The following is a 12,293-nucleotide window of genomic DNA, read 5'->3' as shown; positions in this document are numbered from 1 at the left end:
CCGAACCAGCCGACATAAAGACGGTTGTTGGTGCTGGTGATCCACTGGCAGAACTGCTCCCACAGGGAAGCGCTCTCGCGCTGTTGTAGAGTGGTGGTCATTGGTTTATGATTCCTATTAAGTTATCGAGGTACGATTGATGATGTCTCTATCTTAAAGACTTTGTATCGGTTTGTAAAGGGGTTTGAAACTATTGTTACTTATACCATTGATAAGCTGAGGTTATGCTAAGTTTATAGGGTTTCCTAGCCAAGTTTTCCTTTTTGGGAGTCCGTCATCAGAAGCCGATGCCAAATCAGGTCATACTTCATGTTTATGAAAAAAAACCAGATCTCGAACTCAGGTTAGACTAAAAAGAGAAATTTAATCATAATGGCGGTTGTCCTGACTATGGTAGAAAAAGTTCGTAAAACCGAGGCGGAATGGCAGACCCAGCTAACTCCCGAACAGTTCCAAGTTACCCGCAAAAAGGGAACAGAGCGGGCTTTTACGGGTAAATATCACGATAATAAGGAAAAAGGTATTTACAAATGTGTCTGCTGTGGTACGGAGTTATTTACTTCGGACAGCAAGTATGATTCGGGTACTGGTTGGCCGAGTTTCTGGACTGCTGCTAACGAGACTAATATTAAGTATGAACGAGATGTTAGTTTTTTCATGGTGCGGACAGAGATTCTTTGTGCCACCTGTGATGCTCATCTCGGTCACGTTTTTAATGATGGTCCACCCCCGACGGGAAAACGCTATTGTCTCAACTCTGCCGCTTTGCAGTTTGAAAAAAATCCCTAAAGCAAAAAGAGGTCTGGAAAGACCTCTTTTTTTAAGTTCTAGTGGCAGCCGATTACAGTAAACCTGTATTAGTTCCCGGTTTGCCAGTAGCTAACTGCACTTTGACAATTTTGCCGCCCATTTTCATGATGCGTTGTTGCTCACGAAACCAATTATCGTAGGGAACGAGTTTGGTAAAATAGGTATTTTGTAATTCCCGTTGTGTCCGAATGCGGCTTTGGCTAGGAACACAAGCGGTGATTTTGAACATCCGCATGGATTGACTTCTCCTAATCGCTGAAAAACTTGTCGCTCAAACTAACGAAGGCTTTTTCCTAAAATAACAAAGGTCGGGAGTCAAGGATCAATACTAGCTCGTCAAAACCTATCTTGGACAGATTCAGCCTTTAAAGACCTAGCACTCATCCTCGGCTTCCCGAACCTATTTTGTCCGAGTTCGTTATTTCTAGCTTAAGCCAGAGCTAATGTAGTCGAAGTAAATCCCCATTTCTTTACCGGCATCAGCACCGACTAAACTAGCGGTGACTTCTTTCATCGCTTGGATAGCTTGAACGGTGGAGGAGATGGGTACACCTAAAGAGTTGTAGGTTTCTTTCAGGCCGTTGAGAACGCGCTCGTCGAGGATAGAAGGATCTCCAGCTAACATAGCGTAGGTAGCATAACGGAGATAGTAGTCGAGGTCACGGATACAAGCGGCGTAGCGACGGGTGGTGTACATATTACCACCGGGACGGGTTACGTCAGAGTATAACAGGGACTTCGCGACAGCTTCCTTAACGATACCAGCAGCGTTGGCGCTAATGACACTAGCGGCGCGCACGCGCAGTTCACCGGTGGCGAAGTAGCCTTTCAGTTTGCCGAGAGCAGAAGCGTCAAGGTATTTGCCTTGAACGTCAGCAGAGTTGATAACAGAAGTAATTGCGTCTTGCATGGTGGTTCTTCCTTGGGTTTTGCTTAATCTTAAGAGGTTTACGAGGGGTGTGTCTAGAACAATTCACAAAGGAGTTATTCTACGACATAGAGCCGATCACGTAATCGAAGTAGGAAGAAGCTTCAGAAGCATCGTCAGAAGACATAAGACCAGTAGCAACTTCTTTCATTTCGCGAACGCTTTGAGCTACGGCACCGATGTCGGTTCCTAAAGATTTGTACATTTCACGCACACCGACCAAACCGATTTCTTCAATCGGGGTGACATCACCAGCAACTACTCCGTAGGTGATTAAACGTAGGTAGTAGTCCATGTCACGCAGACAGGTAGCGGTCATTTCTTCGCCGTAAGCGTTGCCACCGGGGGAAACGATGTCAGGACGTTTTTGGAATAAGCGATCGCCAGCTTGTTTGACGATGGTTTCGCGAGCGCCGGTCAGGGTTTCAGCGATGCGTAAACGAGCGGCACCACTGGTAACGAAGGCTTTAATTCTGTCTAGTTCGCCGGGGCTGAGGTAACGAGCTTCAGCATCAGCATTCACGATCGATTTCGTGACGATACTCATTGATGGATTCCTCCCAACTAAGTGAGATTAATAAACTTAATCTGACATTTTATAGCAGTTGTGGTCACTAAGCTCAAGTTATCTCGTTTCCGCCTTAGCATCTCAAGACTTCCCTAGCTAGAGCGACCTAACGCAACTATTTTGCGGCATCTGGTTCACCTTCTCAATATTTTCGTAATACTTTTTAACATTTGCCCTGAGAAGGGAGCGCCGGAGTGGGGAGCGCCGGAGTGGGGTGTGGGCTGTGGGCTGTGGGCTGTGGGGAGAATAAATGAAACTGCCTTCTGCCTTCTGTCTCCTGCCTCCTGATTTAACCTAGCCAATTAATTGCTCCTTTAATCCAGTCTTCTGGCTGAGTATTTTTACTAAATAAAGCATCTTGACTGAGGACTGCGATAGCTCGATCGATTTCCTCTTGGCTGTATCCTAAAGCTAAAAGGGTCATCTGCACATCTTCGCGTATCTCCGCTGCTGGTAGTATTGCCGTGGTTGTCGCCGTCACTTCTTTTAGCTGTCGCCATGCTGCCAATTTAGTTTTTAACTCTAAAGCGATTCTTTCTGCTGTTTTTAAGCCGACTCCGGGGGTTTTGCTCAAAATTTTAGTATTTCCTGTTACTATTGCCACCACAAGTTCCTCAATCCCCAAGGTATCGATTAAAGCTAGGGCTAATTGCGCCCCAACTCCATTGACGGAAAGCAGTTGACGAAACAGATCTCGCTCTGGGGCGGTGCCGAAACCGTATAATAAAGGCTGCTCCTCGCGAAGGATTAGGTGAGTAAAAATCTGACGACTATCATTGTTATCTTTGCCGATGTCTAGGGCTAATCGCGAGGGAATTTGGATTTCGTAACCGATCTGGTTTACGTCTAAAATCAAGATCAGTCGGTTATTCGGGGTTTTGATCACCTCGATCGCTTGTCCCCGTAAATAATTAATCATTGATTTAATTCTCCTACGAAAATAACCGAACCACAGCAATGACGGTTTTTACTCCCTGAAGGAATGCTGGGGAGATTTTCATTTTTGTTACAATTGTTAACAGAAGTGAATGGCGCAATTGATAACCTAATTTTCTTGGCGTTAGTCCCCCATAATTGGAGAAGATACAAAATGAATGGCAACATTAGAGTCGGGAATCTCTTTGGAATTCCCTTTTATATTAATCCTTCTTGGTTCTTTGTTCTGGGGTTAATTACCTTAACCTATGGGGGAGATTTAAGTCAGTTTCCCCAGTTAACGGGAATTATGCCCTGGCTCTTAGGATTTTTTGCCGCTATTCTCCTATTTGCCTCCGTGGTTGCCCACGAATTAGGCCATAGTTTTGTTGCCATCGCCCAAGGTATTGAAGTTAAATCAATTACCCTATTTTTATTCGGTGGTTTGGCAACTCTCGGCAGAGAATCGAAAACTCCCCTAGAAGCTTTTCTAGTAGCAATTGCTGGCCCTTTAGTTAGTTTACTGCTCTTCAGTATTTTCCTAATTATTCGTCTCAATATTAGCTTAAATGCGCCCATGGCGGCGATTCTTTCTCTGCTGGCCTATATCAACCTCGCCCTAGGGTTATTTAACCTGATCCCCGGTTTACCTTTAGATGGTGGTAATATCCTTAAAGCCATCGTTTGGCAAGTAACGGGTAATCCCAATAAAGGGGTTTTATTCGCTAGTCGTTTCGGTCAATTTTTTGGTTGGTTAGCGATTGTCATCGGTGCGCTATCAATTCTCGGAATCACTCAATTTGGCAGTTTTTGGACGCTATTAATTGGCATTTTCCTCCTACAAAATGCCGGCTTTTCCGCTCAATCAGCTAAGGTTCAAGATTTCCTAAGTCGCTACAGTGCTAAAGATGTTATCTCTCCTAATAGTCCTGTAGTGCCGATTAATTTAACCCTGCGCGAGTTTGCTAATAATTATGTTATCGGTAAACAACAATGGTCTAAATTTCTAGTTACCGATAGCGAAGGTAAACTATTAGGGGTGATTAATGTAGAGGATCTGAAAACGATTCCCACTTCCCAATGGACAGAGGTAAATATCGGCCAGTTATTACAAACTAGCGAAAGTCTCAAACTGGTTTTGTCTCATACTTCCCTCCTAGATGTGGTGAAAATTTTGGAAGGAGAAAATTTATCTCAAGTGACAGTGGTAGAAGAAAACGGCACGGTTTTGGGGTTAATTGAGAAAGCTTCTATCCTTACTTTTCTCGCCCAAGAAACCCAAAGTCAAACCGCTTAATCAGTTATCAGTTATCAGTTATCAGTTATCAGTTATCAGTTATCAGTGAGCAGTTATCAGTGAGCAGTTATCAGTTATCAGTGAGCAGTTATCAGCTAGAATCAGTTAGGTCAATGTAATTTTCACCTCAATATTGATGAATCATTCTAATCGCTATCTGTTAGGATTTATCCTTGTTGTCGCCGCTTATGTAACTTTAATTGCTCCAGAAGTTAATAACCATATACAAGCAATGCTCGGAGGATCATCATCAAATTTACAAGCAAACAGATATTCTGAATTTATTAGTCTTGTAATTAATGCGAGTATTTTAGACCTTATATACAAATGGTTTTCAGGAAAGTATAATTTATGAGTTATCAGTGTTAAGTTGACGACTCACAGAATTTTGCCTAGTATCTCCTGTTGCTTTAAAACTATTCCTTTTTGGTCTGATTTCGAGAGCAGGCAATAAGCATTTTTTAACCACAGAGGCACAGAGGACACAAAGAGTCAACCCGCAGAATTTTGTCTAGTATCTCCTGACTATACTGACTGTCGCATTGCTTGCCATAATTGCTCGTATTCTTGCTCGGTTGCTGGGGATAAAGGGTTTAGAAAATCGCTTTTTTTGATCGCTTCTGGATTGACAAGTAAAGGATTATTTTTAATATCTGAGGGAATTTGGTCGGGATTTTCAGTGAGAACTAGGGGTGATAATCCAGAGGTAAATAAAGAAATTTTAGTAGCGGATTCTGGTTGCCAACAAAAATCAATCCATTGCTGGACAAGAGAATTAGGAGTAGTTAAAACTGGTTTTACCCAGACATCTGACCAGAGAGAAGTGCCGGATTTGGGGACAACAACTTTAATTTTATTATAGCGATCGCTCACTGGTAAAATATCATTAGACCAACCCACAGACAGCCAGACATCACCGAGTATCAGGGGTTGTAAATAATGTTGAGAACTATAAAATTTTACCTGTTTTTGTAAAGCGAATAGCTGGTCTTTTAGTGCCGTAACTTGCTTTAAATCACTAGAATTATAAGAATAACCCAATTTTTTTAGGGTTAAACCGATGACTTCGCGACGATTATCAATTAGGGCAATTTTACCGGTTAATTCCGGTCGCCATAGATCGGACCAATCCTGTGGCCGCCAGTCAAATTGAGCGAATTTTTCCTCATTATAGGCAATTACTGTCATTCCCCAACGGTAGGGCGCAGCCCAGACTTTTCCCTCTGTTTGCGGTTGTCCTTGGGCATTGCGAGTCATATTTTCTTGCCAACGGGGGGGCAGTTTTGACCAATTAGAGAGTTGAGAAGTATCTAGGGGTTGAATTAAACCGTTGCTAATCGCTTTTCCTAGCCAAGCATCCCCTAGGGTGACTAAATTACCGATCGCTGGGTTTTGTTCCGTAAAAGGGATAGGAATCGGAAATTGTGAGGCTGGTTGCTCCTGATTTTTCAACCATTTTTCCAACAATTTTAATAGCTCTTTCAGCTGCCTTTCCGACTGAAAATTGACTTTTTTTTCGGCAATAGTTTTCCGAAAGTCTGTTAGTAATCGCGGCGGAATCGAACCGGAGAGGAGAAAAATGCTCGGCTCGCCGCTTCCAGAAGCGCAGCCACTCAAACCTCCCGCTAAGGCGATTGTACCTAATCCTTGCAAAAAAGAACGTCTATTTAACATATCGCCCGCCGATTCTCAACTTCAACAGTAATAATTGCCAGTTTCTAGCCTTGCATTATTATAGGACGATTTTTAACAAAATGTAAACTAGGGAGTTTTGCCGCTACCGATTTCAGCTATAGATCGGCTTTGTTGTTAACTTTTATGGTAGAAAACTCTGATTTTGTCCTAGTTAAAGCTAGGATAGAAAGAGTAAGCTAAGGAGCGAGGGTATAAGACTATGTCAGACAATCATGATCGAGATTTCCATTATTCTTGTCGTTGTGGAAAAGCCAATTTTCAGTCGGTAAAACATCGATCAGGTATTTTATTAATCGGGGGAGCGGAAGGAGGTAAATTAGGAGAAGATCAGGCGACCACATGGTTATTGAATCGGGCTAAAGGCGGTAATTACTTAGTGTTGCGCTTTGGCGATCTTGGCGGTCAAGCTGATTGGATTTGCGACAATTACCGCTCCCTGATCAACTCGGCGGCGGAACTATCAATTGATAGTCGTGAAGCGGCGAATAATCCTGATGTTATCGAATATATTCGTAATGCCGATATTCTTTTTTTTGCCGGTGGTGATCAAAATCAGTACGAGGATTTGTGGGAAAGCACAAAGGTGGAAACAGCGATCAATTATCTGATCAATGAGAAAAAAGTTCCCGTGGCGGGAACCAGCGCAGGAATGGCTATTCTGGGTGATTTTTACTATGCGCCCACTCACGAAGGGGTACTGAGTTCGGAAATATTAAATAATCCCTTTCACTTCAACACTAAAGACTTCTATCGGAGTGATTTTATTCGGGTTCCTTTTCTCAAAAAAGTGGTGACAGATACCCATTTGGATCGACTCAATCAAGATCATCCCGAAACAAGATATGGTCGCCTTTTTGGTTTTTTAGCCCGCAATGTACACGATAATCACAATCAACTGCCCGCCTACGCTATCGGTTTAGAAGAAGGTGCTTTTCTGGCGATCGATGAGCATGGTATCGCCAAAGTCTACGGCAACGGCACCGATAAGGGACAAGATGCCTATTTTCTGCAAACTAACGGGACTCTACCCGAACAGATGGAGCCGGATCGGCCTTTAATCTGGAATAATAACGGTCAAGCGGTGAAAGTCTATCGCATCGCAGGAACTCCCTCTGGCAGCGGTGAATTTGACCTCAAGGATTGGTCTAGTGCTGCTGGCGGTGGCTGGGAATATTGGTACACTAAAGGGGGAATAGCTGGGTTTAAGCGGGTTCCGGTAGCCTGAAGGTCATTTTTGTCAAAAAAGTGATTTCTATGGGTGTTAGGATTAATTTTGAGGCAATAAGGAGAATTTTTTGAGCTATGACCCCTGAATTAATCACTTTTGGTCAGTATCTCGCGGGTGAATTTGAAAATCAACGGCAAGCGCAAGCAGAACCGGTGTGGTACGTTCACCTGCGCTTATGGTTGCGTCCGCTGCCTTTATTTCGGGAAGACAGCATCGCTCTTTTTGCCGAACAGGCAAGTATAATCAATTTAGACCAACCCTACCGACCGCGACTGTGGCGATTAATGCGCTCGGAATCGGCAGGGTTAGAGGTTAGGCATTATATGTTTAATGACCTGAAATCCGTGCAAGGTGCGGGCAAAAATCCCGATATTTTGCGAAAAATTAGCTTAGAAGACCTAACTTTTCTGCCTACTTGCACTTTATCGGTCAAAGTCAATACTCTCGCTGATAATCAATACCAGTTTATCGCCCAACCGCAACCGGAACAGCGCTGTCAATTTACCTATGAGGGTACAACCTATCAGGTGGCTTTAGGTTTCGAGGTGACGAATCATAGCCTAAAAACCTACGATAAAGGTCTAGATCCCAGCACCGGTAAGGGAATTTGGGGCGCTCTGCTCGGTCCCTATCAATACGAGAAAAAACGGGATTTTTCGGCAGAATTGGATGTGTGAGGAAGATTGCATCACATTAGGTCAAAATGACGGCAGATAACACCGCAAACAGCCGCTAAAGCGGTAATTCCTAAAGCTGTACCGATGTCTTGTCCTTGATTGACAGCAAAAGAAGTGACGATTCCCGCACCTAAACCGGCTGTGATTGCCGCTCCGAGAAAATCTTTATCTGAGTTTTTATACATAGAGATAAGGCCAAATTTCGACAAAATCGTGTTTTTTACCTTATCATCCTCTTTTGAGCCACTAATCACCCGGGGGCGGAATTGCAATCAAGCTTTAGATTTAGCCACGTTTCTTAACATTAAGTCGGGTCAGATAGATAGGGGGTAAAATCGATGAAATTAGCTAAAATCTCTTTTTCTGGCTTTTTAACGCTGATTATCTCCCTTTTGCTAATACTGAGTTTTGTTAATGCCAGCCAGGCACAATCGGATACGGCGGTAAGATCGGAGTTAATTAGTCTCCGCAATCGCGTCGAGCGCCTTGAAAGTCAAGTCCGAGGAATATCCATCCGCGGGGAAAATGCCGCTCCGATTCCCCAACGGCGATCGGGAACGGGTATAGTAAATGGGGAAGTAGTCGGGGAAAGTGACCCATTGTTCCAGCGTTTAGCCACTTTAGTAATTGAACTAAAGGAAGATTTAAAAAAGCTGGAGCAACGGGTGCAAATCTTAGAAAAAGAAACCGTTAGCCAGAAATCGTAGTCAATTGATGCTATAACGATCGAAAGTTAAATTGATTTGAAACTATGCAGTTAATTGATTATGTAATTGTGCTGCTTTATCTGGCAGCAACCCTAATAATCGGGATTATCGCCGAGAAAAAAGCTTCTCAAGGTCTAGAATCCTACTTTTTAGGTAATCGCAATTTGCCTTGGTGGATGTTAGGGGTGTCGGGAATGGCGGCTAACACCGATTTAGCGGGAACTATGGTCATTTCTGCCCTAATTTACGCGGTCGGTCCTAAAGGACTATTTATCGAAATCCGGGGCGGTGTTGTCCTAATTATGGCCTTTCTCATGGCTTTTATGGGCAAATGGAATCGCCGCGCCCAAGTTATGACCATGGCGGAATGGATGAAATTTCGCTTTGGAACTGGAAAACAGGGGAATTTTGCCCGAATTATTAGCGCCGTCGCCACTCTCTTATTCTCTATCGGTGCGATGAGTTATTTCTCCGTTGCGGGGGGGAAATTTTTAGGGCAGTTTCTGGGTATGGATGATCGTCTTGCTTCGGTGATATTAATTCTTTTAACCTTAATTTATACGGTGGCCAGTGGTTTTTATGGTGGGGTAATTACCGATTTATTTCAAGGATTTCTGATTTTTGTGGCGGTAATTTATGTATCGACAGTGGCTTTTTTTACTGTCAATCTTCCTGATAGTTTCACGGTAGCAATTCCGGGGGCAGCGGAGCCAAAAACTTGGAATTTAAGCGACTGGGCTAGTATTTTTCCTTCGATGACTTTGGATTTACCCGGAGATTATGCCATCTTTAATTTGTTTGGTGGGGTGATTTTCTTTTATTTAGTTAAAACCATCATCGAAGGTTGCAGCGGCAGCGGTGGTTATATGTTACAACGATACCTAGCCGCCAAAAGCGATCGAGATGCCGGTTTATTATCTTTATTCTGGATTATTTTGCTTTCTTTCCGTTGGCCTTTAGTCACAGCTTTTGCGGTTTTAGGTATTCACTACGGTTTAACCGAAGGCACGATTACAGACCCAGAAAGAATTCTGGCCACGGTGATTACTCAATACATTCCTGTGGGGATGAAAGGGTTATTAATTGCTGCTTTTTTAGCGGCAGCTATGTCCACTTTTAACGCAGTTATTAATGCTAGTGCTGCCTATTGGGTCAAAGATATCTATCAAGCTTTTTTGAAACCAAATGCGGGAGAACAGGAGTTAGTTTTTCAAGGTCGTCTGGCCTCGATTTTTGTGGTAGTAATTGGCTTAGTTTTGAGTTTTAATATCCAAAATGTCAATGATATTTGGGGTTGGTTGACCACGGGATTAGGGGTGGGATTAGCAGTTCCTCTCCTATTACGTTGGTATTGGTGGCGCTTTAATGGTTATGGTTTTGCTGTGGGAACTTTAGCGGGAATGATTGCGGCTATTGCCTCACAAATGATAATTTTACCTTTCTTTCGTCACAGTCAATATCAGGAATATATTCTCTTTCTTGTGCCGAGTTTGTTCGCTTTAGCTGGCTGTATTATCGCTACTTTGTTAACTCCTCCCACCGATAGTTTAGTCATGGAAAATTTCTATAATGTTACCCGACCTTTTGGCTTTTGGGGAGAAGTACGTCAAAGTGTTAAACCTAACCTACAGGCAAAAATTAAAGCGGAAAATCAACGGGATATCATCGCCGCTTTTCTTACCGTTCCTTGGCAATTAGTCCTCTTTATGATGGGGATTGTTTTAATCATCAAGCAGTGGCAAAGTTTGAAGATTTTGGCTTTGGTTTTTCTTTTGCTTTCCATCGGTCTCTATTTTACTTGGTATCGACATTTATCTAAGGAAATTACCGTCACTAAAGACCGAGATTTAGGTTAGGCAGTTATCAGTTATCAGGTTTCAGGTTTCAGTTTTCAGTGTGCAGTATGGATTAAGTGAGCCTCATCAAATGCCAGTTTCCTACTGTCTTTTCACTGATTACTGATTACTGTTTACTAATCACTGAATTAGGAGATATCCCTTGACTTTTGCGGCGGCTTGGGTTATGATTCTCTTACAATGGGACTGTTGTGTTTAGCTTCGGTTCTTTGGATTTCCATTGTTAGTAAACTCTTTTAAAAAGATTATCCCAAAATCTGCCGAAAAAAGCAAGCAAAATTTTGCTGTCAATTGTTAAGTTTTGTTAAGAAAAATAGCAAAAGCGGCAAGGAATAGAAATCCCTTACCGTTGACTTTAGCCGGACTCACCACTTCTTATAGGATAAAAACTTACCCGACATGGTAATTTTAACGCGATCGCCTTTAGGGTCTTCCTCCTTATCCACGTCGAGGGTAAAATCGATCGCACTCATAATACCATCGCCGAATTTTTCATGAATCACCAATTTTAGAGGCATTCCATACACCTGCATGATCTCGTAGAAACGATAAATCAGGGGGTCGGTGGGGACAACCGGACCTAATCCCTTGACAGGATACTCGGTTAAGGATGCGACGATTTCGGTTCCCAGTCCCAAAGCTGCCACAATTTTCGATGCTTCCTCTGGGGAGGCGCTCGCTTGCCGGTAAAAAACAGCAGCAATCCACACCTCATCTCGTCCTAGAATCGCTTCTAGGTCAGCGAAACTCAGTCCTTTTTCCTTCTTCGCTTCCAATAGTTTTGCAGTAATTTCGGGTATCATCGCTTATTTTTGCAGAATTTGTCTGCTTCTAGTTTACCTGAACATCAATTATATAAGTAAAAGTTATGACATTGATAAAAAAACATTTCTTAAAACCCCTTTACATAACTATAAAAAGCCGATAGTATTAACTCATGTCAAACAACGAACCTTGACAATCTAATACATACAGAAATTATCCAACCATGACTACAACTCTACAACAGCGCGAGAGCGCTTCCCTGTGGGAGCAGTTCTGCCAGTGGATCACCAGCACCAACAACCGTCTTTATGTCGGCTGGTTCGGTGTGATCATGATCCCCACCCTGCTCACCGCCACCACCTGCTTTATCATCGCCTTTATCGCCGCTCCTCCTGTAGATATCGACGGTATCCGCGAGCCTGTAGCTGGTTCTCTACTCTACGGAAACAACATCATCTCTGGTGCAGTTGTTCCCTCTTCCAACGCGATTGGACTCCACTTCTACCCCATCTGGGAAGCAGCTTCCTTAGATGAGTGGTTATACAACGGTGGTCCCTACCAGTTAGTCATTTTCCACTTCTTACTAGGTGTCTTCTGCTACCTCGGTCGTCAGTGGGAACTGTCTTTCCGTTTAGGAATGCGTCCCTGGATTTGTGTTGCTTACTCGGCACCTGTATCCGCCGCTACTGCTGTATTCCTAATCTACCCCATCGGACAAGGTTCTTTCTCTGATGGTATGCCTTTAGGAATCTCTGGAACCTTTAACTTTATGTTCGTGTTCCAAGCAGAACATAACATCCTGATGCACCCCTTCCATATGTTAGGTGTTGCTGGTGTGTTCGGCGGT

Annotated in this window: 14 protein-coding genes; 7 read left to right on the top strand and 7 right to left on the bottom strand. The window is 43.2% G+C overall.

All coding sequences use genetic code 11. The annotated features are described in order from the left end of the window. The first annotated feature begins 372 nt into the window (after positions 1 to 372). A complete protein-coding gene (gene msrB / locus IM462_RS12070) occupies positions 373 to 789 on the top strand; it encodes a peptide-methionine (R)-S-oxide reductase MsrB (RefSeq protein ID WP_287704532.1) in 417 nt (138 codons plus the stop codon). 52 nt (positions 790 to 841) lie between these two features. On the opposite strand, the gene IM462_RS12065 is transcribed toward msrB, so the two are convergent. From IM462_RS12065 to ruvA, 4 genes are all read right to left on the bottom strand, one after another. Further along, complete coding sequence (locus IM462_RS12065; protein ID WP_002739162.1) at positions 842 to 1,045, bottom strand: phycobilisome linker polypeptide; 204 nt, start codon at positions 1,043 to 1,045, stop codon at positions 842 to 844. A 189-nt stretch (positions 1,046 to 1,234) separates the two neighbouring features. Beyond that, complete coding sequence (gene apcB, locus IM462_RS12060) at positions 1,235 to 1,720, bottom strand: allophycocyanin subunit beta (RefSeq protein WP_002738786.1); 486 nt, start codon at positions 1,718 to 1,720, stop codon at positions 1,235 to 1,237. A 79-nt stretch (positions 1,721 to 1,799) separates the two neighbouring features. Next, positions 1,800 to 2,285: an allophycocyanin subunit alpha gene (gene apcA / locus IM462_RS12055; protein WP_002744263.1), complete on the bottom strand. Its 486-nt coding sequence runs from the start codon at positions 2,283 to 2,285 to the stop codon at positions 1,800 to 1,802. A 310-nt stretch (positions 2,286 to 2,595) separates the two neighbouring features. Continuing rightward, the gene (ruvA, locus tag IM462_RS12050; RefSeq protein ID WP_287704534.1) at positions 2,596 to 3,225 is read right to left on the bottom strand and encodes a Holliday junction branch migration protein RuvA; all 630 of its coding nucleotides are present in this window, start codon (positions 3,223 to 3,225) and stop codon (positions 2,596 to 2,598) included. A 171-nt stretch (positions 3,226 to 3,396) separates the two neighbouring features. Between ruvA and IM462_RS12045 the strand changes: the two genes are divergently transcribed. Further along, complete coding sequence (locus IM462_RS12045; protein WP_409791182.1) at positions 3,397 to 4,518, top strand: site-2 protease family protein; 1,122 nt, start codon at positions 3,397 to 3,399, stop codon at positions 4,516 to 4,518. A gap of 525 nt (positions 4,519 to 5,043) precedes the next feature. On the opposite strand, the gene IM462_RS12040 is transcribed toward IM462_RS12045, so the two are convergent. After that, positions 5,044 to 6,192, bottom strand: coding sequence for a substrate-binding domain-containing protein (locus IM462_RS12040; RefSeq protein WP_190359131.1), 1,149 nt, complete (start codon positions 6,190 to 6,192; stop codon positions 5,044 to 5,046). 220 nt (positions 6,193 to 6,412) lie between these two features. Between IM462_RS12040 and IM462_RS12035 the strand changes: the two genes are divergently transcribed. Further along, positions 6,413 to 7,438, top strand: coding sequence for a cyanophycinase (locus IM462_RS12035; protein WP_287704538.1), 1,026 nt, complete (start codon positions 6,413 to 6,415; stop codon positions 7,436 to 7,438). Between the two features lie 77 nt (positions 7,439 to 7,515). Continuing rightward, a complete protein-coding gene (locus tag IM462_RS12030) occupies positions 7,516 to 8,118 on the top strand; it encodes a chromophore lyase CpcT/CpeT (RefSeq protein ID WP_287704539.1) in 603 nt (200 codons plus the stop codon). A gap of 11 nt (positions 8,119 to 8,129) precedes the next feature. Here the strand turns inward: IM462_RS12030 and IM462_RS12025 are convergent, their stop codons facing one another. Continuing rightward, positions 8,130 to 8,303: a hypothetical protein gene (locus IM462_RS12025; RefSeq protein ID WP_002739017.1), complete on the bottom strand. Its 174-nt coding sequence runs from the start codon at positions 8,301 to 8,303 to the stop codon at positions 8,130 to 8,132. Between the two features lie 153 nt (positions 8,304 to 8,456). On the opposite strand from IM462_RS12025, the gene IM462_RS12020 reads away from it, so the two are divergent. Together IM462_RS12020 and IM462_RS12015 are read left to right on the top strand one after the other, a co-directional pair. Next, a complete protein-coding gene (locus IM462_RS12020) occupies positions 8,457 to 8,825 on the top strand; it encodes a hypothetical protein (protein WP_287704540.1) in 369 nt (122 codons plus the stop codon). Positions 8,826 to 8,869: 44 nt separating this feature from the next. Continuing rightward, complete coding sequence (locus tag IM462_RS12015; protein ID WP_287704542.1) at positions 8,870 to 10,681, top strand: sodium:solute symporter family protein; 1,812 nt, start codon at positions 8,870 to 8,872, stop codon at positions 10,679 to 10,681. A gap of 365 nt (positions 10,682 to 11,046) precedes the next feature. Here IM462_RS12015 and cynS read toward each other — a convergent pair whose 3' ends face one another. Beyond that, positions 11,047 to 11,484 carry a cyanase gene (cynS, locus tag IM462_RS12010; protein ID WP_287704544.1) on the bottom strand — a complete coding sequence of 146 codons (438 nt, stop codon included), beginning with the start codon at positions 11,482 to 11,484 and terminating at the stop codon, positions 11,047 to 11,049. 185 nt (positions 11,485 to 11,669) lie between these two features. Between cynS and IM462_RS12005 the strand changes: the two genes are divergently transcribed. Beyond that, on the top strand, positions 11,670 to 12,293 hold a 624-nt coding region (locus tag IM462_RS12005; protein ID WP_502866647.1), incomplete at its 3' end, for a photosynthetic reaction center family protein.

Origin of the sequence: Microcystis sp. M144S2, from assembly GCF_020246065.1 — a bacterium.
Classification (GTDB): domain Bacteria; phylum Cyanobacteriota; class Cyanobacteriia; order Cyanobacteriales; family Microcystaceae; genus Microcystis; species Microcystis ichthyoblabe_A.
Note: the sequence above shows the minus strand (reverse complement) of the source record. Positions and strands in the feature narration are given on the sequence as shown.